Here is a 20,679-nt window from a genome sequence, read left to right as displayed (position 1 = left end):
CGCCAGGAGGCCGGGCCGGGTGGGAGACCGGGCCTCCCGCGCGGGGACCGGTGGACACTTCTGCCGGCCGGTCCCCGCGGATCTCCTTCGGGCGGGACTAGCAGATCTTGTGGACCCAGCTGTGCGGGTCGGGACGGGATCCGTACTGGATGCCCACGAGTTCCTCGCGGATCTTCGAGGTGACGGGCCCCTGGGTGCCGTCACCGATCGTCCAGGCGCGGTCGGCGCCCTTGACCGAGCCGACCGGGGTGACCACCGCGGCGGTGCCGCAGGCGAAGACCTCGGTGAGCTCGCCCGTCTCGCAGCCCCGCTGCCACTCCTCGACCGACAGGCGCCCCTCCTCGGCGTGGAGGCCGAGGTCGGAGGCGAAGGAGAGGATCGAGTCGCGGGTGATGCCGGGCAGGAGCGTGCCGGTGAGCGCCGGGGTCAGCAGGCGGTCGCCGTAGACGAAGAACAGGTTCATCCCGCCCATCTCCTCGACGTAGCGGTGCTCGCCCGCGTCGAGCCAGACCACCTGGTCGCAGCCCTGCTCGACGGCCTGGCGCTGGGCCACGAAGGCCGCCGCGTAGTTTCCGCCGCACTTGGCGAAGCCGGTCCCGCCGGGGGCCGCGCGGGTGTACTCGGTGGAGAGCCAGACGGTGACGGCCTTGCCCCCGCCGAAGTAGGCCGCCGCCGGGGAGGCGATGACCATGTACTTGTAGGTCCTGGACGGGTAGTTGACTCCGAGCGCCGGCTGCGTCGCGATCATGAAAGGACGCAGGTAGAGGCTGTGTCCCGGCGTGGTCGGCACCCACTCGCGGTCGGTCTGCACGAGCAGCTCCAGCGACTCGACGAACGTCTCCTCGGGCAGCTCGGGCATGGCCATCCGCGCCGCGGAGGTGTTGAAGCGCGCGGCGTTGGCCTCGGGCCGGAAGGTCACGATCGTGCCGTTCTCCTGGCGGTAGGCCTTGAGCCCCTCGAAAAGCTCCTGCGCGTAGTGGAAGACCGACGTCGCGGGGTCGAGGGTGAGCGGGCCGTACGGCATGAGCCTGGCGTCGTGCCAGCCCCGTCCCTCGGTGTAGTCGATCGAGATCATGTGGTCGGTGAAGACCTGACCGAACCCCGGGCTCGCCAGTACCTGCTCGCGCTCTGCCGCGGTGCGAGCGTGGTCGGAGAGCTGCACGTCGAAGCTGAGCTTCTGAGCGGTGGTCATCGCACGGATCCTTCTCTTGGTGTCTGGCTTACCCTTGGGTCCATTCTGCGTCGGACCGGGTAACGGGAAACTACTCCATCTATGCCGAAAACCGGCAGTGCTGGAGAAACAAAAACGCACCTGGCGGCTCGGGTGAGCCGCCAGGCGCGTCGGGGTCGAGGAGGGCGGCTTCCTCAGCCGGCTACTCGGGCGGTGATGTCGTCGCCGATCTCGTGGGTGGTCCGGCCGGCCCGGCCGGCCGGCCGCTCGGCCAGGTCGTCGGCGACGGCCCGCTCGACCCTGGCGGCCTCGGCGGCCATGCCCAGGTGGTCGAGGAGCATGGCGACCGACAGGATCGTGGCGGTCGGGTCGGCCTTGCCCTGGCCCGCGATGTCGGGGGCGCTGCCGTGGACCGGCTCGAACATGCTCGGCGCGGTGCGGTCGGGGTTGACGTTGCCGCTGGCCGCCAGGCCGATGCCACCGGCGATCGCCGCGCCGATGTCGGTGAGGATGTCGCCGAAGAGGTTGTCGGTGACGATCACGTCGAAGCGCTCCGGCTGGCTGACGAAGAACATCGAGGCCGCGTCGACGTGACAGTAGTCGGTCTGGACGTCGGGATACTCCAGGCCGACACGGTCGAAGGTGCGGGCCCAGAGGTCGCCGGCGTAGGTGAGCACGTTGGTCTTGTGGACCAGCGTCAGCTTCCTGCGGGGGCGGCCCAGCGCCTTGTCGAAGGCGTAGCGCACGACGCGCTCGACGCCGTGGGCGGTGTTCAGCGACTCCTGGGTGGCGATCTCGTGCGGCGTGCCCCGGCGCATGACGCCGCCCGCACCGGCGTACGGGCCCTCGGTGCCCTCGCGGACGACGACCATGTCGATGTCCTCGGGACGGGCCTTGCCCAGCGGCGTCTCGACGCCGGGGAAGAGCTTGACCGGGCGGAGGTTCACGTAGTGGTCGAGCTGGAAGCGGAGCTTGAGCAGCAGGTCGCGCTCCAGGACGCCCGGGGGCACGCTGGGGTCGCCGACCGCGCCGAGCAGGATCGCGTCGTATCCGCGCAGTTCGTCGAGGACCGGATCGGGCAGGGTCTCGCCGGTCTCGTGGTAGCGCTTGGCACCGAGGTCGTAGGTGGTGGTCTCCACCTTCGTGCCGACCGCTTCGAGGACCTTCAGCCCCTCGGTGACGACCTCGACTCCGATTCCGTCCCCGGGGATGACCGCCAGGCGAATGTTACGCGAATCCATGCAGGCACCTTACCGGTCCGTCTCGGTGATCGAACACCGGTCTCATCCTCCGGACACATCCGCCCGACGAGGCCTCTGATCGTTTTGTCCATCTTTGCTTGGTATTGACCGTTTCGAGAGGTTTCGTTATGGTCCTCCCATTCACGTCAATGCCTAATCCGTACGGGCCATCCCCTTACCGGGCCCGCACGGAGCCGGGGAACCACTCTTTACGGGATCTACCGGACCCCGGGCACCCCGCTCCTCCCCCGGAGCGCGTTCCCGGCCGTCATCAGGTGGATTCCTTGGGGCGAATCAGCGCGTTCTCGCGCCGTAGGGCGGCCTCCACGCCCGAGCCCGACAGCTCACCCGGCCGGCCTTATGGAAGGAATCACCCTGTCCGGCACAGTTCTCCCCCGTGTCCTGTCCATCTCCGCCTCCATGATCGTCGCCGGCGCCGCGGTGTGCGCGACCTCGACCGCCGCCCTGGCCGCATCACCGCCCCCCGCCCCCGGGCCCGCCGCGCTCAACACCCCCGCGCTGAAGGACGCGCTGAAGGCCACGGCCGTCAAGCCCGCCTGGCAGAAAGCCGTGAAGTGGGCCATGTCCAAGCGCGGAACGCCCTACGTCTGGGGCGGCACCGGCAACGGCGGCTTCGACTGCTCCGGCCTGGTGCTCCGCGCCTACGGCGCAGCCGGGATCAAGCTCCCCCGCGTCACCAACGACCAGTACGCCGCCTTCTCCAAAAAGATCACCTGGGAGAATCTCAAGCCCGGTGACCTGGCCTTCTTCAGTGGCCTCGGCCACGTCGGCATGATCACAAAGCCCGGCTACATGGTTCACGCCCCGCGGACCGGCGACGTGGTCAAGGAGGAGAAACTCGACTCCTGGCGTCGCGAATCCTTCGTCGGCGCGGTGCGTCCCGACCCGCAGGGGGTTCAGCTGGCCAAGCGGGTCGAGCTCGCGACCGAAGCCGTGACCGACGGATGAGACACGCCGGCGGATCACCGCTGGGAGGCCGTGGAGACCCCGGCGGTGGAGAGAACGGGTTCAGCGGGTGGGAGCACCGCCGTTGTCCCTGCGGTCCAGAGCGGTCTGGAGCGCGTCGATGGCCTCGTCCTCGGTCTCCTCGGGACGGTTCCAGGGATACATGTCGTACATGGCGAATCTCGTCTCGGTCGCATGCCGGCAAGGAAGGTGGTCGAGACTCCGGTCGGGACTCCGACCAGGCCTGATGTCGCGGGTCCGGATCACGGACCGGCGGCGGGGGCTTGGGGCCGGCATGCGCCACGACACCGCGGCGAGTCGCCGGCCTGCCCCTGTCAGGCCTCGCCGCGGCAGGTAGGAATTACGAGAACCTGGCGCATTTGACTCCAGGTTACCCGTCCGCGGGAAAACCGTCTCGCCCGGCGTACGCACTTCTCACATGCTGAGACGAGACGTGGCCGCCGCCCCGGTCCCCGGGGCGGCGGCCACGTCGGCGGTACGGCTAGTCGGCCAGGTCGACCGAGCGACCGCTGTCGGCGCCGATCTCCGAACCGATCTGGTCGATCACCTCGGCCGGGATGGCGGTGTCGACGGTGAGCGCGATGAGCGCCTTGCCGCCCTTGGCGTCACGGGCCACCTGCATCGAGGCGATGTTGATCGAGTGGTCGCCGAGAATGCGGCCGACCACGCCGACGATGCCGGGGCGGTCGGTGTAGGTGAAGAACGACAGGTGGTCGGTCGGCTCGATCTCCATCTGGTAGCCGTTGACCTCGACGATCTTCGTGATCTGCCTCGGCCCGGCCAGGGTGCCGGAGACCGAGACCGCGCGGCCGTCGGCGAGGACGCCCCGGACCGTCACGACGTTGCGCCAGTCGGGGCTGTCGGAGCTGGTGATCAGCTCGACCGACACGCCGCGGTCCTTGGCCAGCAGGGGGGCGTTGACGTAGGTGACCGAGTCCTCGACCACGTCGGTGAAGACGCCCTTGAGCGCGGCCAGCTCCAGTACCCGGACGTCGTGGGAGGCGATCTCACCGCGCACCTCGACGTCGAGCTTGGTGGCGACCTCGCCCGCGAGGGCGGTGAACACCCGGCCGAGCTTCTCGGCCAGCGGCAGGCCCGGCTTGACGTCCTCGGCGACGGCGCCGCCCTGGACGTTGACCGCGTCCGGCACGAACTCCCCGGCGAGCGCGAGCTTCACGCTGCGCGCGACCTGGGTGCCGGCCTTCTCCTGGGCCTCGTGGGTGGAGGCGCCCAGGTGCGGGGTGACGACGACCTGGTCGAGCTCGAAGAGCGGGCTGTCGGTGACCGGCTCCTTCGGGAACACGTCGATGCCGGCGCCGGCGACGCGGCCCTCCTTGATCGCGGAGTAGAGGGCGTTCTCGTCGATGATGCCGCCGCGGGCGACGTTGATGAGGCGGACGTTCGGCTTGACCGTGTGGAGCTCCCTGTCACCGATGAGACCGATGGTCTCCTTGGACTTGGGCAGGTGCACGGTGATGAAGTCGGCCTCACTCAGCGCCTCCTCCAGCGAGACCAGCCGGACGCCCATCTGCGCGGCGCGGGCCGGCTGCAGGTAGGGGTCGTAGGCGATCAGCTCGACGCCGAACGGCTGGAGGCGCTGCGCGACCAGCTGGCCGATCTTGCCGAGGCCGAGGATCGCGACGACCTTCTCGTCGAGCTCCACGCCGGTGTACTTCGAGCGCTTCCACTCGCCGCCCTTGAGCGCGGAGTGCGCCTGGGCGACGTTGCGGGCGGAGGCGAGGATGAGGGCGACGGTGTGCTCGGCGGCGCTGGTGATGTTGGAGGTGGGCGCGTTGACGACCATGACTCCGGCCTTGGTGGCCGCCTCCACGTCGACGTTGTCCAGGCCGACGCCGGCGCGGGCGACGACACGGAGCCTGGGAGCGTTGGCGATCGCCTCGGCGTCGACCTGCGTGGCGCTGCGCACGATGAGCGCGTCCACGTCGGCGAGGGCGGGCAGGAACTGGGCACGGTCGGCGCCGTCGGTGTGGCGGACTTCGAAGTCCGCGCCCAGAACCGCGAGACCGGCCTCGGAAAGTTCCTCAGCGACCAGTACGACGGGCTTGTTCACAGGCTGGATCCTTACTAGGCGGTGAGGGGTGCACGGACCTCACGTAGTCTATCGGCGCTTGTGAACGCGTTCACGAGTGTCCCGCGATCCGAGACGCCCCACGCCGTCCCGGGCGCCTTCCGAGGCCTTCCGGAAGCCCTGGGAGGCTCGCGGGACGCGAGAGGGCTCCGCGACCCATGAGGCGGTTACCCGTCCTTGACAGATCTCATGCACCCAAAATTCAAGTTGGTATTGATCCCAGGAAAACTTCGCGATTACCCTGATAAGCCGTGGTCCACTACCTATCGTTCCTCATATGAGCATCGGGAACCCCGCTCTCGGCAACGTGCTCGCGCAGCACGGCGACCCGCACCGGCTGCTTGCGGCGCTGGCCGAATGGGGACTCCTGGTTGCCGTGCGACCCGACCGCTCCGTCGTGCTCGGCACGACCCAGGCCGGTGATCGTGTCCTGCTCGGTTACACCTCGGCGGACACCTACGCGCGGCACCGTGGCAGCCACTCGCTGTCGGCGTGCGACGCCGACACCATCCTCGACATCCAGCGCGTCACCGGCGTGCGGGAGATCGTGATCGACGCGGCGGGCCCTGCGGCCGCGGCCGTGCCGATCGAGGATCTCCAGCGCTACCTGCTCTCGACGCGCAGCGGCCCCACGCCCGCGCTGTCGAGCGCGGCGCCGACGGCGTACGCGACCGGGGCGATGGCCACGGTCTCGCGTCCCGCGCCCGCGCGCCCGCCGAGAGCGCCGGTGCCCGCCGCGCCCTCCCAGCCGTGGATCCCGGCGCCCCGGCCGCACCTGTCGGGCCCGATGCAGATGGTGGACCCGGGATACCGCCGGTGCGACCACCCGATCCTGCCCGCGCTGCGCGCCGCGATCTCGCAGCTGCTCGTCGACTATCCGCTCGTCCACCACGTGTGGATCTCCGAGGCCAGCACCTCCTCGGGCGCGCCGGGAATCATGCTGCACGTGAAGGTGCACATGTCGGCGGCCGAGGACGTGGTCAGGGACATCCATCGCGGGGTGCGCGCCCGGCTGCCGCAGCTCGCCGCGAGCGAGGCGCCGATCCTGATGGCCAGGGTCGCCGACGCGCGCAGCGAGCAGCGGATGGTCGAGCTGGGCGCCCACGTGGTCTGCGCCGACGTCACCGACTGAGCGCCCCGACCGGCCGGGCGGTGGCGGGCCGGGGCGTGCCGATGGGGAGGTCTCGCGATCCGGCCTGATCACCGCCATCCGGATCCCGCGTACGCGCGCCGATGCCCGGCCGCCCCCGGAGCGCCGGGCGAAGGCCGGGCACGGCCCGGAACGGCGGGTCAGGTCAGGCGGCGGGTGAGCACCACCCTCGTCCGGACGCACAGCCCGGCCAGCAGCGCGGTCAGCAGGGGCAGGCCGACCAGCACGCCCGCCACCACGAGCCAGGGCACGTCGACCACGAGGGTGACCAGGTCGGACGGCATGTCGTTCACCGTTCCGATCCCGGAGGCCCGGGTGCGGTAGAACCCGCTGAAGACGCTCGCCACCCCGGCGACCAGCCCGACGAACGTCCCCGCCCCCACCCCCAGGCCGGAGACGAACGCGGCCTGTCCGGCGACGAGAAGGCGCTGGACGCGGCCCGCCGCCCCCACCGCCGCCAGCGTGGCGCGGTCGGGACGGCCCTCCGCCACGGCCAGGCCGGTCGCCGCGAACGTGCCCCCGAGAACGAGGACCGACGCGCCGGCGGCGAAGGCGAGGAGCGTCGCCATGTCGTCGCCGCGGAAACCCCGCTCGACCTCGGCGGCGGTGGTGGAGCTGACCTCCCGGACGGCGGCGTTCAGTCGCTCCTCCTGCTGCGGCGTCGTACTCACCGCGGCCGGATCGGCGACGAGGGTGTCGTGGCGGACGGCGAGGCCCAGCTCGGCCGCCAACGAGACGGGTAGTACCGCGGTCACCAGCGGCTCGCCCGGGGGCCGCCGGACGACGGCGGGCACCGAGTGCGTGACGCGTTTCGTGACCTCGGTCGTGAAGACCAGCTTCCCGTCGCGCAACACCCTCGGGTCGAACACCACCGCCTTGCCCGCGGCGAGAGCGGTCTCGGCGGCGGGATCGGGACCACGCAGGAAATAGCGGACCAGGTCGGCGCCGCCTATCGGCGGGGGGCGGAACAACGCGCGGGAGAGGAACACCCCGCAATCCCTCGCGCAGCCGGGCTGGACCACGAGGTTGACAGGTCGCGAGCCGGGCCCGGCGAACTTTCCCACCTCGATCAACGGCACTCCGGGCAGGGCGGAGGTGACGACTTTCTTGATCTCCCGCCAGACCGCGGGATTGGCCGCGTAGGAGGACACGACGGTGCTTCCCCCCACGTACTGGGGCATGTAGCGCTCCCGCGCCCGGGCGGTCTGGCTGGAAACCATCACCGCCACGGTGGCGAAGACGGCGGTCGCGACGAGCACCGCGGCCACGGCGGGGGCCGTGCGGCCACGGTTGCGCGCGGCGTCCCTGGCGGCCATCCGGAACGGCAGCGGCAGCCGCGCGGCCAGGCGCGCGGCGACGCCGACCAGCCACGGCGTCAGCAGGATCAGCCCGAGCTGCCCGAGCACCGCGCCCAGCAGCATGCTGATCGGCTGCCACGGCACGCGCTGATCCCACCGTTGCAGGAAGGTGGCGCCGAGAAGGATGACCGCCATCGCCACCGCCAGGAGCACCACTCCCAGCACCGGCAGGCCACGACGTTCCCTCGCCCGGCTCCGGCGACCGGCCAGCACCTCCGCCACGGCGGCCCGTGACGCCTGGACGGCGGGGACGACCGCCGCGAGCAGCGCGCTCACCACCCCCAGAAGCACGGCGAGCGCGACCAGGCCGGCGGGCACCTCCAGGGGGCCGCGGTGGACGAACGGCGCGGCGGCCGCGCCGATCCCGATCCCGCCCGCGGCTCCGAGCAGGGAGGCCGCGAGCCCGAGGGTGAGCCCGTCCGCGAGGACGACGCCGCGCAGGTGGCGGGGCGAGCCGCCCTGCGCGGTGATCAGCGCGAGTTCGCGCCGGCGTCGCCGGATGCCGACGGCGAACGCCGGTCCGGCCAGGAAGACGACCTCCAGCACGACGATGACCACGCCCAGGACGGCCATCACGACGTCCGACGTCCGCACCGACACGTGGGGGAACGGATCCTCCGGACCGTTCCCCGCGGAAGGCGGATCGTTGACCACCGCTCGCGAGAGGACCCTGACACCGTGCTGGTTGATCTCGCGAACCCGCTGCCAGGAGACCGGGGCGGAGGTATCGACGAGCCAGCTCGTACCGGCCTTCCCGGTGTCGTCGAGCGCGGTCCCCGGAGGCGCGACGATCTCGAGGCTTTCGGGCTCGCTCTGGGACTCGACGACGCCGACCACGGTGACGGCGGTGCTCGTACCGGTCAGGGTCAGGGTTCTCCCCTCCCGCAGCCCCAGCGCGGCGCCTGCCGCGACCTCCCCCGCCACCCGCGGCAGGCGCCCTGACCGGAGCGTGTACATGCCCGTGGTGATCGGGTCGTGCAGGTCGATCTCCCGGAGTTCGGCCTCCCGGTAGGCGCCGGCCGCCTCGTAGCCGGTCCAGAGGCCGCGCAGGGGGATCGCGCGACTGCCCGGCCCGAAGAGGGTGAGGACCTCCTGTTCGGTGAGGGCCCGCTGCTTGACGCCGCGGCCCGCCGCGTGGAAGATCTCGGCGCCGGCGCTCTGCCGCACCGGCCTGTCGAAGGCCGTACCCCGCACGTGCGCGTCGGCCGCGCCGATGTTCCAGTCCAGCCCTTCCCTGAGCGTGACGTCCCCGGTGGCCTGCCAGGTCAGGCCCGCCGTGAGCAGCAGGACCGGCAGGCCGATCATGACCATGATGAGTGCGCTGCGCCCCCTGGCCCGACCGATCTCCCGGCGGGAGAGGCGCAGGGCGGCGATGATCGCGCTCACGCGGCCGCCCCCGCCCGCCGCGGGCCCGTGAACGCGCCGCGCGTGTCCGGCCGCCCGCTCATCGGGCGCTCTCCAGGGGGGCGGCGGTGGAGTCGGCGATCTCGCCGTCGCGCAGGAAGACCACCCGGTCGGCCCAGGCGGCGTAGCGGGGTTCGTGGGTGACGAGCAGCACGGCGGCTCCCGCGTCGCAGCGGGTGCGCAGGAGCCGGAGGATGTCGTCGCCGGTCGGGGTGTCGAGCGCGCCGGTGGGCTCGTCGGCCAGGATCAGCCGCCGCTCCCCCACCAGCGCGCGGGCGATAGCGACCCGCTGCCGCTGGCCACCGGAGATCTCGTCGGGGAAGCGGCCGGCGACCTCGCCGAGGCCGACCTCGGCGAGCACCTCCATCGCCTCGCTGCGGGCGTTTTTGAAGGCGATCCCGTCCAGCTCGCGCGGGAGGGTCACGTTCTCCAGCGCGGTGAGCGAGGGGATCAGATTGAGGTCCTGGAAGACGTAGCCCACGTGCCTGCGCCGGAGCCCGGCCAGTTCCCCGGCCGGCAGGCTCGCCAGCGGCGTGCCCTCCACGACCACGGAGCCCGAGGTGGGCAGGTCGAGGCCCCCGGCGAGGTTGAGCAGGGTGGACTTGCCGGACCCCGAGGGGCCCATCACCGCGACGAGCTCTCCGGCGCCGACGTCGAGACTCACCCCGCGCAGCGCCGCCACGGTCCGGGGCCCGTCGCCGTGCGTGCGGGTCACGTCCGCGAGCCGGACGACCGGGTCGAAGGTCATCTGGGTCCCCCCGGTGTGCGGGTCCCTGGCTGTGGTTGTGGAAAAGATGTCAACTGTCCGTCTCCTGCCTCAGGGGATCACGCGTCGGGAGATCACGCGCGTGAAGATCCTGTGTCCGGGGGTTCCGTGTCCGGGACCTCTGCGTTCGGGTGTTCCGCGTCCGCGGGCCTCCGTGGCCGGGGGGAGGCCGTGAGCACGGCCTCGCAGTGGTCGAGCCAGCGTTGCTCGGCCTCGGCCTGGAAGATCATCGAGTCGAGCACCAGCCGCTGGGCGGGGCTCTCGGCGCTCGCGCGCCTGGCCTGGACGAACGCCTGCAGCGTGCGCATGGTCGCGGTGCGCTGGGCCTGGATGATCGGCCGCACGTCCGCGGCGGCGGTGACCGCCAGGGCGAGCTTGATGACCAGCTCGTCCCGGGGCCGGTCCGACTGGGCGACGGGGGTGCCGAACCATCGCCCCATCTCGGCCAGACCGGCCTCGGTGATCGAGTAGACGACCCGGCCCTGCTCGTCCTGCTCACCGGGGCTCACCAGGCCGTCGCGTTCCAGGCGGGAGAGCGTCGTGTAGACCTGGCCGATGTTGAGCGGCCAGGTCGCCCCTGTCGACGTCTCGAACTCGGCACGCAACTGGTAGCCGTAACGAGGCCCCTGACTCAGCAGGGCCAGGAGCCCCTGTCGGATCGCCATGGATACTGAGTATGCATACGCAGTATCCATGAGGCAAGAGATCTGCATATTCTGGACAGGTTCCGCCCCTGGGGCCGATACTCGGAGGATGAGCTCGACGCATCCCCCGGCCCGCGCCTCCGACGGGGACCGCGATCGCGCGATCAACGAGCTGCGTGACCGTGCCGTCGAGGGGCGCCTGTCGCACGACACCTTCCTCGGCCGCGTCGACATGGCCCTGCGTGCGCGCAACCAGGGCGAGCTCGACAACCTGGTCGCCGACCTGCCGCAACGTGGCCGGTTCCGCCGCATGGTCACCGAGGCCGTCGCCTCCGCCTCCGACTTCACCAAGCGTGTGGAGTCGGCCTGGCGACGCCCCAGGCTGCCCCGGCTCGCGTTGCCCGGTGACGGCAGGACCCGCTACGTGGTGGGCCGGGGCTCCGCCTGTGACCTGGTCCTCGCCGACCTGACCGTCTCCCGGGTGCACGCCGAGCTGCGCCGCGACGAGGAGGGCTGGGTCCTGGTCGATCTCGGCTCGCTGAACGGCACCCGGCTGAACGACTGGCGCCTGGTCGGCCCGGCCAAGGTCCGGCCGGGCGACGTCGTCTCCTTCGGGGACTGCGGCTTCCTGATGATCACACCCCAGATGCTCTGACCGGCCGCGCCCAGGCCGCCCCGGACCGCGCCACGGTCGCCTCGAACCGCGACACGATCACCTCGGACCGTGGCGCGGCCTCCGGGCGGGAACGGCCTCAGCCCTCCTGGGCCTCGACGGTGCCGACCGGGGTCTCGGCGGCGGCGCCCTGGGCCTCCTTGATCTTCGCCGCAGTCAGGGTGTAGCGCATGGTCAGCAGGATGCTGACTCCCATCAGGATCGCGGGCAGCAGCGTCGAGCCGTACAGAGCCGCCGTGGTCGCCGACTCGGGCTGCGCGACCGGCGTCGAGGGGTCGGACTCGACGAACCCGGTCGCGGCCAGCAGCCAGCCGAGCACGAGCGCGCCGAACGCGAAGACCACGGTCTCCGCGGCCGTCCAGAGCCCGGTGAACACCCCGGCCCGGCGCTTGCCGGTGACCAGGGCGTCGTGGACGATCACGTCGGAGAGCATCGAGAACTGCAGCAGCTGGAACCCCGCGTAGCCGACGCCGACGAGGAGCACGCACGCGTGCGCGTACGCCGAACCGAGCGGGCCGGAGAAGGCCATCCCGGCGGCGCCGGCCAGGAACAGCGCCGACGACAGGACCATCGCGCCGCGCTTGTCGTAGCGCTTGGACAGCCAGACCCAGAGCGGCATGGTGATCAGCAGCGGGCCGACGATGCCCAAAAAAAGCGTGGTGGTCGCCGTCGGGTCGCCCAGCGTGTAGGTGGCGAAGTACGGGGCGCCGGCCAGCATGACACCGGCCGCGAACATCTGGGCGCAGCTGAAGCCGAGCAGCACCATGAACGTCTTGTTCGAGCGGGCGGCGGCGAACTGGGCGGCGATCGACGGCTCCGCCTCGGCCCGCGCGATCACCGGGGCGCGGGCCGTGCCGAAGAAGGCGGCGAGCATCGACACCAGCAGCACGGCGCCGATGAGCAGCCCCATGGTCCGGTGGCCGGAGACGTCGGTGCCCGCGATCGCCGGCGCGCCGGCCCCGGAGAGCAGGATCCCCAGGCCGACGAAGACCATCTTCCACTGCAGGAGCGAGGAGCGCTCGTGGTAGTCGTCGGTCATCTCCGCCGGCATCGCCTTGTACGGAACCTCGTAGAAGGCGTAGGCCGTCGCGGTGAGGAAGTAGAAGAAGGCGACGTACAGGGCGGCCTGGACACCGGTGAGCGGGGGACCCGCGAAGGTGAGGGCGAACGTCACCGGCAGGGTGACCGCACCCAGGAGCATCCAGGGGCGGCGGGCGCCGAAGCGGGAGACCGTCCGGTCGGAGCGCTGGCCCACCCAGGGGTTGATGAACATGTCCCAGAGCTTGGGCAGGAAGACCACGACGCCGGCGATCCAGGCGGGAACCGCGAGCACGTTCGTCATGTAGAAGAGCAGCAGCAGTCCGGGGACCGTGGAGAAGGTGGCGGTGCAGACGGAGCCGATACCGTAGCCGACGCGCACGCCGCGCGACACGGTGACGACGGCGGGGGAGGGCGCCGGGGAGACCATGCCACATTCAATCGCAGCGAGTGGGCGCCCGGTAGGTCCCGAGGAGGGGCGGCCCGCGAAAGGCGAGAATATTTCGGCTCCACCCGGCCGGGGGTGCCGGGCGACGGGACCGCCGTCCGTCCCGCGCGATCCGGCGGCAGGCCCTCCATCCACGTGGCATACATCCAGCTCAGGCTGCCCATAAACGGAAATATCGGGATTAAGCGGGCTGAAGCGCGACCCGAGCACCATCGACCCCCGACGCCTCTGCCGCCACTCTGGTTTACCTGGAACCCACAGTTAATGTCCGGAATTTGCTGACAAGAGCGATCCGTCCCCGACAGAATGCGGAGTCCATCCAGCGCCTAACCAACTGGAGGAACCGACATGCGCAGACCGCTAGGGGCACTTCTCTGCCTCGGGAGCCTGGCGGCCCTCAGCACGCCGATCGCCACGGCTCACGCCGCGGCCGCTCCCCAGGCCGAGTGCCGTGTGTACGCCGCCAAGCCGTACGTCAACGCCGCCGGACGGATCCAGGCCTCCGCCGCGCGGCTGGGCTGCGACGACACCGCCCTGGTCCGCATCCGCATCAAGCGCGCCGTCCCCGGAACCGACCCGATCGTCAAGAGCGCGTCCCGGCAGGGGACCAACGGACGGGTGACGGTGAAGCTGCGCTGTGCCCCCGGCGTCTACTACGCCGTCGTCACCGACTACCGGGGCAACAACGGCCGTTCCAAGCCCGTCAGGCTCGGCTGCTCCCCCAGCACCCCGACCCCCACCCCGACCGGCACCACCAAGCCGACTCCGGCGCCGACCCCCTCGGCCAGCACCACCCCCACCCCGGCTCCCAGCTCGGCGCCGGGCTCCTCCCTGTCCGAGGAGGTGGTGCGCCTGACCAACGTCGAGCGGCAGAAGAACGGTTGCGGCCCGCTCGTCTCCGACCCGCAGCTGCGCTCGGCCGCGCAGGGCCACTCGGACGACATGGCGGCCAAGAACTACTTCAGCCACACCTCGCAGGACGGCCGCGACATGACCGACCGGATCAAGGCGAGCGGGTTCAGCCCGATGCGGGCCTGGGCCGAGAACATCGCGATGGGCCAGCGCACCCCGGCCGAGGTGGTCACCGCCTGGATGAACAGCTCCGGCCACCGGGCCAACATCGTGAACTGCGCCTACACCCACCTCGGGGTGGGCGTGGCCAACAGCTCCCGGGGCATCTACTGGACCCAGAACTTCGCCAGGCACTAGGCACCCCGGGCCGCCGGTCCCCCACCGGCACCCGGAAGGCACCTGACGGAAAACGGCCCGTGCCCCCCGCGACGTGAACTCGTCGCGGGGGGCACGGGCCGTTGCTCTCCCCGAGCGCGGCCACCTGACCCCGGTGACCTGAACGCCGCGAATCGAGCGCTGTGAATCCGAGCGCTGTGAGACCGGGCGCCGTTACTTGAGCCAGCTCATCATCGGGCGGAGCTTGGCACCGGTCTTCTCGATCGGGTGCTCGGCGATCTCCTCGCGGTAGGCGGTGAACTTCTTCTGGCCGCCGTCGAACTCCTCCACCAGCTCCTTGGCGAACTCGCCGGACTGGATCTCGGCGAGGATGCGCTGCATCTCCTTCTTCGTCTCCGGCGTCACGATGCGCGGGCCGCGGGAGTAGCCGCCGTACTCGGCGGTGTCGGAGACCGACCAGTACATCTTCGAGATGCCGCCCTCGTACATCAGGTCGACGATCAGCTTCATCTCGTGCAGGCACTCGAAGTAGGCGACCTCGGGCTGGTAGCCCGCCTCGATCAGGGTCTCGAAACCGACCTTGATCAGCTCGGACACGCCGCCGCACAGCACGGCCTGCTCACCGAACAGGTCGGTCTCGGTCTCCTCCTTGAAGGTCGTCTTCAGCGCGCCGGCGCGGGTGCCGCCGATGCCCTTGGCGTACGACAGCGCGAGCTCCAGGGCGTTTCCGCTGGCGTCCTTCTCCACCGCGACGAGACACGGCACGCCGCGACCCGCCGTGTACTGGCGGCGCACGAGGTGGCCGGGGCCCTTGGGAGCGACCATGGCCACGTCCACGCCCTCGGGAGCCTCGATGAGGCCGTAGCGGATGTTGAGGCCGTGCCCGAAGAAGAGCGCGTCGCCCTCGACCAGGTTCGGGGCCACGTGGTCGGCGTACAGGTGGCGCTGGATGTGGTCCGGCGCGAGGATCATGGTCAGGTCGGCCTCTTCGACGGCCTCCGAGGGGGTGAGCACGCGCAGGCCGTCGGCCTCCGCCTTCTCCCGGCTCTTGGAACCCTCGGGCAGACCCACCCGGACGTCCACGCCGGAGTCGCGCAGCGAGAGCGCGTGGGCGTGGCCCTGGCTGCCGTATCCCAGAACGGCGACGTGCCGGCCCTGGATGATCGACAGGTCGGCCTGGTCGTCGTAGAAGATCTCAGTCACTTGCTTAACCTTTCGGGTTTCTCGTACGCGTTACGCGGTCCGGTCCAGGGCCCGGAGAGAACGGTCGGTGATGGAACGGGCTCCGCGGCCGATGGCCACCATGCCCGACTGGACAAGCTCCTTGATGCCGAACGGCTCCAGGACCTTGATGAAGGCCTGCAGCTTGTCCGGCGTGCCGGTGACCTCGATGGTCACCGCGTCCGAGGAGACGTCGACGCAGCGTGCCCGGAACAGGTTGACCAGCTCCAGCACGCTGGACCGGTTCTCCGCGTCGGCCCGCACCTTGATCAGGGTGAGCTCGCGCTGCACCGACTGCGCCGGGTCGAGCTCCACGATCTTCAGCACGTTGACGAGCTTGTTGAGCTGCTTGGTGACCTGCTCCAGCGGCAGGTCGGCGACGTTGACCACGATGGTCATCCTGGAGATGTCCGCGTGCTCGGTCGGCCCGACCGCCAGCGAGTCGATGTTGAACCCCCTGCGGCTGAACAGTGACGCGACGCGCGCGAGCACGCCCGGCTTGTTCTCCACCAGCACGGAGAGCGTGTGCCTGCTCATGCCTAGTCCTCGCTGTCCCAGACGGGCGCCATGTCGCGCGCGAACTTGATCTCGTCGTTGCTGGTCCCGGCGGCGACCATCGGCCACACCATGGCGTCCTGGTGCACCACGAAGTCGATGACCACCGGCACGTCGTTGATCTCCATGGCCTTCTTGATCGTCGCGTCCACGTCCTCCGGGCGCTCGCACCGCAGCCCCACGCAACCGTACGCCTCGGCGAGCTTGACGAAGTCGGGGATCCGGCGGACCGTCTGCAGGTCGGTGTTGGAGTAACGCTGGTTGTAGAACAGCGTCTGCCACTGCCTGACCATGCCCAGGTTACCGTTGTTGATGATCGCGACCTTGATCGGCACGCCCTCGATGGTGCAGGTGGCGAGCTCCTGGTTGGTCATCTGGAAGCAGCCGTCGCCGTCGATGGCCCAGACCGTGGTGTCGGGGCGGCCCATCTTGGCGCCCATCGCCGCAGGCAGGGCGAAGCCCATCGTGCCCGCGCCGCCGGAGTTGATGAACGTGCCGGGGTTCTCGTAACCGATGAACTGCGCGGCCCACATCTGGTGCTGGCCGACGCCCGCGGTGTAGATCGCGTCCGGGCCGACGAGCGCGCCCAGCCGCTCCATGACGTACTGCGGGGCGAGGGAGCCGTCCTCGAACTCGGTGTAGCCCAGCGGGTAGGTCGCCCTGTAGGCGTTGAGCGCCGTCCACCAGTCGGCGTAGTCGCCCTTGCGCTCCTCGTTGCGCACCACGCTGATCAGGTCGGAGAGGACCTCCTTGCAGTCACCCACGATCGGGACGTCCGCGTGCCGGTTCTTGGAGATCTCCGCCGGGTCGATGTCCGCGTGGACGACCTTCGCGTGCGGCGCGAAGGTGGACAGCTGGCCGGTGACGCGGTCGTCGAAACGGACGCCGAGCCCGATGATCAGATCGGACCTCTGCAGCGCGCCGACCGCCGACACCGAGCCGTGCATGCCGGGCATGCCCATGTGCTGCGGGTGGCTGTCGGGGAAGGTGCCCCGGGCCATCAGCGTGGTGACCACCGGGATGCCGGTCAGCTCGGCGAACTCCAGCAGCTGCGCCGACGCCCCCGCCCGGTGCACGCCGCCGCCCACGTAGAGGACGGGCCGCCTGGCCTCGACGATCAGCTTCGCCGCCTCGCGGATCTGCTTGGAGTGCGGCCGGGTCACCGGCCGGTAGCCCGGCAGCTGCATGACCACCGGCCACTCGAACGTCATCTTCGCCTGGAGCGCGTCCTTGGCGATGTCGACCAGCACCGGCCCCGGACGCCCCGTCGAGGCGATGTGGAAGGCCTCCACGATCGTCCTGGGAATGTCGTTCGGGTCGGTGACCAGGAAGTTGTGCTTCGTGATCGGCATGGTGATGCCGGAGATGTCGGCTTCCTGGAAGGCGTCCGTGCCGATGGCGTTGCTGGCCACCTGGCCGGTGATCGCGACCATCGGGACCGAATCCATGTACGCGTCGGCGATCGGGGTGACCAGGTTGGTCGCGCCGGGACCGCTGGTCGCCATGCAGACCCCGACCCTGCCGGTGGCCTGCGCGTAGCCCTGGGCCGCGTGACCCGCGCCCTGCTCGTGCCGTACAAGCACGTGCCGGACCTTGACCGAGTCGTAGAGCGGATCGTAGGCGGGGAGAATCGCGCCGCCCGGGATCCCGAACACGGTGTCGACCCCGACGTGCTCCAGCGCCCTCACGAGGGCCTGGGCTCCTGTCATCTGTTCGGTCATCGGCTCGTTCCTTGTGGCTGAGCATGCGTAATGGCATAAAAAATGCCCCATTCCGCCTGGTCGGCGGAGCTGGGGCGGCGCGCAGGTCGTAGTGCTTCGGCTATCGGCCCGCGCGCCGGCGAAGTACTACGAGAATCCCACGGTGAAGCTGCATGGCTCCACCATGGCCGACGCGGCACCCCCGCGTCAAATTCATGGGACACATATCTCAGAGTCCGAGATGCGAGGTCACGCGGGAGTGCCGAGGCTGGAGAGGCTGGTGCGCATCAGCGAGTCGACGCCGCGCGCGGCCATCGGGCGCGCCACCAGGAACCCCTGACCGCGGGTGCAGCCCATCTCGCGCAGCAGTTCCAGCTGCTCGGGCCGCTCGATGCCCTCGGCGACGACGATCAGCCCCAGGTCGTGACCGAGCCGCACGATCGTGCGGGTCAGCAGGGTCAGCGTCTCGTCACGGCCGAGCCCGGACACGAAGGACGGGTCAATTTTGATCATGTCGACCGGAAGCTGCCGCAGGAACGCCAGCGAGGCGTAACCGGTGCCGAAGTCGTCGATGGCGAGCCGGACCCCGAGGGCGCGCAGCTCGGAGAGCCGGGTGATGGTCTCCTCCGCGTCCTCGACCAGCATCTCCTCGATGACCTCCAGGGTCAGCGCGCTGGGCGGCAGCCCGCTCTCGACCAGGGCCGCCTCGACGGTCTCCACGAAGCGCGGCGCCATGATCTGCCGGGCCGACAGGTTGAGCGAGAGCCCGATCTCCCAGGCGGAGGCGCGCCAGGCGGCCACCTCCCGGCAGGACTCGCGCAGGATCCACTCGCTCAGCGGGACGATCAGGCCGGTGTCCTCGGCCGGGCCGAGGAACTGCTCCGGCGGGACGAACTCGCCGCCCCGGCACCAGCGCACCAGCGCCTCGACGGCGGTGACGCGCGAGGTGGCCAGGTCGACCACCGGCTGGTACTCGATCGCGAACTGGTTCTCCAGCAGGGCCCGCTGCAGGTCGGCGGCGAGCTCCAGGCGCCGCACCACGTCGGCGTGCATGTGCGCGGCGAACACCTCGACCCGGCGCCCGCCCAGCTCCTTCGCCCTCGCCATCGCCACGTCGGCGTTGCGGATCAGGTCGGCGGAGGAGACGTCGTCGGCGGCGAAGGCCACCCCGACGCTCGCGGTCAGCGCGATGTCGCGGTCGGCCACCCGGAACGGCTCGGACGAGACCGTGCGGACCAGCCGCTCGGCCAGGTCGACCGCCGTCTGGGCGTCGACCGGCGCCTCCAGCAGCACCGCGAACTCGTCACCGCCCCAGCGCGCGAGGGTGTCGTCGGTCCGTACGGCGGCGCGCAGCCTGCGGGCCGCCTGGCCGAGCAGGTAGTCGCCGCTGGCGTGACCCACCGAGTCGTTCACCGCGGTGAAGCCGTCCAGGTCCAGGAAGACCACCGCGACGTTGCACGTGCCCGGACGGGCCAGCACCTCCCGGGTGCGCTCCTCGAAGTAGGCCCGGTTGGGCAGGCCGGTGATGCCATCGTGGAAGGTGAGGTGGGCGACCTGGCTGCGCAGGGCCTCCTGGTCGCTGATGTCGCGGGTGGTGACGAGCAGCAGGTCCTCGCCGCGCACGTGCCGGGTGGCCACCGACTCGGCCGGCCGCCAGGTCCCGTCGGAGGCCCGGACCCGGCAGGCGACCATGCACGCGCCCGGCCCCTCCTCGGCCTCCTCCTCCAGGCTCATCGCGCTCAGCGCCGCCTGGATTCCCGGCACGTCCTCGGGATGGATGTAATCGAAGATCCTCCCGCCGACCAGGTCGTCGGGGCGGTAGCCGTACGTGATCTCGACGCCCTCGCCGATCTGCCGCACCACGCCGTCGTAGTCGCACAGCATGACCACGTCCCCGGCGCTCTCGGCGAGGTCGTGCAGCTGCCGCTCGCCGAGATGGAGCAGGCTCCGCAGCCGCCCGGTCTCCAGCAGCGTCACGAACAGGCGTACCAGCAGGACGGCGACGATCGACGCGCACACCGAGGCCAGGACCGCCGGCGGGCCGTGCACCCCGCCGCTGATCACGCGGAGGAGCACCACGACGGTGGCCACGCCGACGAGGAACAGCGGCACGGCCGCGATCAGCGACGACGTGCTCTCGCGGACGGACGGCTCGTCGTCCGCGGGCTCGGGCGGCCGGGTCGCGGGCCCGCTCCACGGGACCGCGGCGAGCACCAGGAACGCGGCGGGGGCGAGCCACACCCAGGTCAGGGACGGCGTGTCTCCGCTCACCCGGGCGAGCGCGGTGATCGTCTCAGAGGTCGCGACGGTGGCGAGCACGGCCAGCGCGGCCAGGCCGACCGGCCAGGCCGACCGCCGGATCGGCACCACCGCGGGGCCCACGACGCAGGCGAGGATCAGGCAGAACAGCGGCGAGGCGAAGCTGACCGCGGCGTCGCCCGCGTCACCGGCGTCGCCGTAGACCGGGCCCACCAGCGACACCCAGAGGATCACCAGGATGGCGGCGGCGCACACGTAGGAGTCGGCGAGGTCGCGCAGCAGGGCGTGCCCGCGCGCGGGCCTGGCCGCCGACAGCGCGGTGCCGACCGCGATCATGGCCGTACCGGCCAGGAGCACCAGGTCGGCGAAGGTCACCACGAAGGGCGCGCCGTCCGCGATCGGCCGCACCCCCACCCCGGCCAGCCAGGTGAGCGAACCCCCGGCCAGCCAGCGCCAGGCCAGCGCCCTGCGCCGGTCGATCACCTTGGAGGCGGCGGTGAACAACGAGCCCGCGGCGGCCGCGGCGGTGACGACGCCCGCCACCGCCTCGACGACCACTGCGGGAGCGCCGCTGACCAGAGCGGCAACGAGCCCCACCACGCCTATGGCGGCGGCGGTCAGCGGTACCCGGGGGTCACGCCAGCGGATCAATGTCGTCTGCCCATCAGTGTCGTTTGGTGTGTCTCGTCGATGTGTTTCGCTTTCGCAGCATCCCTTGCTCGCCGCACTCGCGCTGCCGGCGTGAGCGCGTCGTCCTTCGTCCTCGGCGCTCGCACCGGCACAGGGC

At 70.9% G+C, this 20,679-nt stretch carries 15 protein-coding genes and 1 riboswitch; of the genes, 4 read left to right on the top strand and 11 right to left on the bottom strand.

The genetic code is table 11. The features are described 5' to 3' along the window. Positions 1-97: 97 nt before the first annotated feature. A complete protein-coding gene (locus tag ACVCAG_RS04065; RefSeq protein WP_440084582.1) occupies positions 98-1,192 on the bottom strand; it encodes a branched-chain amino acid aminotransferase in 1,095 nt (364 codons plus the stop codon). A 173-nt stretch (positions 1,193-1,365) separates the two neighbouring features. Then, positions 1,366-2,412, bottom strand: coding sequence for a 3-isopropylmalate dehydrogenase (locus tag ACVCAG_RS04060; RefSeq protein ID WP_440084581.1), 1,047 nt, complete (start codon positions 2,410-2,412; stop codon positions 1,366-1,368). Between the two features lie 140 nt (positions 2,413-2,552). Then, positions 2,553-2,785, top strand: a riboswitch (cyclic di-AMP (ydaO/yuaA leader). 47 nt (positions 2,786-2,832) lie between these two features. Between ACVCAG_RS04060 and ACVCAG_RS04055 the strand changes: the two genes are divergently transcribed. Continuing rightward, entirely contained in the window at positions 2,833-3,381 is a 549-nt protein-coding gene (locus ACVCAG_RS04055) for a C40 family peptidase (RefSeq protein WP_447189467.1), read from the top strand. A 499-nt stretch (positions 3,382-3,880) separates the two neighbouring features. On the opposite strand, the gene serA is transcribed toward ACVCAG_RS04055, so the two are convergent. Continuing rightward, entirely contained in the window at positions 3,881-5,470 is a 1,590-nt protein-coding gene (gene serA, locus ACVCAG_RS04050) for a phosphoglycerate dehydrogenase (protein WP_447189466.1), read from the bottom strand. Positions 5,471-5,765: 295 nt separating this feature from the next. Here serA and ACVCAG_RS04045 point away from each other — a divergent pair, with 295 nt between their 5' ends. After that, positions 5,766-6,620, top strand: a complete 855-nt coding sequence (locus ACVCAG_RS04045) for a hypothetical protein (RefSeq protein ID WP_362693735.1) — start codon at positions 5,766-5,768, stop codon at positions 6,618-6,620. A 158-nt stretch (positions 6,621-6,778) separates the two neighbouring features. On the opposite strand, the gene ACVCAG_RS04040 is transcribed toward ACVCAG_RS04045, so the two are convergent. The 3 genes from ACVCAG_RS04040 to ACVCAG_RS04030 form a co-directional block, all read right to left on the bottom strand. Further along, positions 6,779-9,382 carry an FtsX-like permease family protein gene (locus ACVCAG_RS04040; RefSeq protein WP_447189465.1) on the bottom strand — a complete coding sequence of 868 codons (2,604 nt, stop codon included), beginning with the start codon at positions 9,380-9,382 and terminating at the stop codon, positions 6,779-6,781. A 58-nt stretch (positions 9,383-9,440) separates the two neighbouring features. Further along, complete coding sequence (locus tag ACVCAG_RS04035; protein ID WP_440084577.1) at positions 9,441-10,148, bottom strand: ATP-binding cassette domain-containing protein; 708 nt, start codon at positions 10,146-10,148, stop codon at positions 9,441-9,443. Between the two features lie 92 nt (positions 10,149-10,240). Next, on the bottom strand, positions 10,241-10,831 hold the full coding sequence (locus ACVCAG_RS04030) for a PadR family transcriptional regulator (RefSeq protein WP_447189464.1): 591 nt from the start codon (positions 10,829-10,831) through the stop codon (positions 10,241-10,243). 88 nt (positions 10,832-10,919) lie between these two features. On the opposite strand from ACVCAG_RS04030, the gene ACVCAG_RS04025 reads away from it, so the two are divergent. Then, a complete protein-coding gene (locus ACVCAG_RS04025) occupies positions 10,920-11,465 on the top strand; it encodes a DUF1707 and FHA domain-containing protein (protein WP_362693750.1) in 546 nt (181 codons plus the stop codon). Between the two features lie 97 nt (positions 11,466-11,562). On the opposite strand, the gene ACVCAG_RS04020 is transcribed toward ACVCAG_RS04025, so the two are convergent. Continuing rightward, positions 11,563-12,951 (bottom strand): MFS transporter, encoded by a 1,389-nt coding sequence (locus ACVCAG_RS04020; protein WP_440084575.1) that lies wholly within the window; start codon positions 12,949-12,951, stop codon positions 11,563-11,565. A gap of 366 nt (positions 12,952-13,317) precedes the next feature. On the opposite strand from ACVCAG_RS04020, the gene ACVCAG_RS04015 reads away from it, so the two are divergent. Further along, positions 13,318-14,178, top strand: coding sequence for a CAP domain-containing protein (locus ACVCAG_RS04015; RefSeq protein WP_440084574.1), 861 nt, complete (start codon positions 13,318-13,320; stop codon positions 14,176-14,178). A 192-nt stretch (positions 14,179-14,370) separates the two neighbouring features. Here the strand turns inward: ACVCAG_RS04015 and ilvC are convergent, their stop codons facing one another. From ilvC to ACVCAG_RS03995, 4 genes are all read right to left on the bottom strand, one after another. Further along, the gene (ilvC, locus tag ACVCAG_RS04010; protein ID WP_362693893.1) at positions 14,371-15,351 is read right to left on the bottom strand and encodes a ketol-acid reductoisomerase; all 981 of its coding nucleotides are present in this window, start codon (positions 15,349-15,351) and stop codon (positions 14,371-14,373) included. A 39-nt stretch (positions 15,352-15,390) separates the two neighbouring features. Further along, positions 15,391-15,915, bottom strand: coding sequence for an acetolactate synthase small subunit (gene ilvN, locus ACVCAG_RS04005; protein WP_362693759.1), 525 nt, complete (start codon positions 15,913-15,915; stop codon positions 15,391-15,393). 2 nt (positions 15,916-15,917) lie between these two features. Continuing rightward, positions 15,918-17,705 (bottom strand): acetolactate synthase large subunit, encoded by a 1,788-nt coding sequence (locus ACVCAG_RS04000; RefSeq protein WP_440084573.1) that lies wholly within the window; start codon positions 17,703-17,705, stop codon positions 15,918-15,920. Positions 17,706-17,882: 177 nt separating this feature from the next. Beyond that, the gene (locus tag ACVCAG_RS03995; RefSeq protein WP_440084572.1) at positions 17,883-20,543 is read right to left on the bottom strand and encodes an EAL domain-containing protein; all 2,661 of its coding nucleotides are present in this window, start codon (positions 20,541-20,543) and stop codon (positions 17,883-17,885) included. Positions 20,544-20,679 lie beyond the last annotated feature (136 nt).

It is taken from the genome of Streptosporangium sp. G12 (assembly GCF_052983175.1).
The sequence above is the reverse complement of the archived record's forward strand: the minus strand, read 5'-3'. Positions and strand labels throughout refer to the sequence as shown.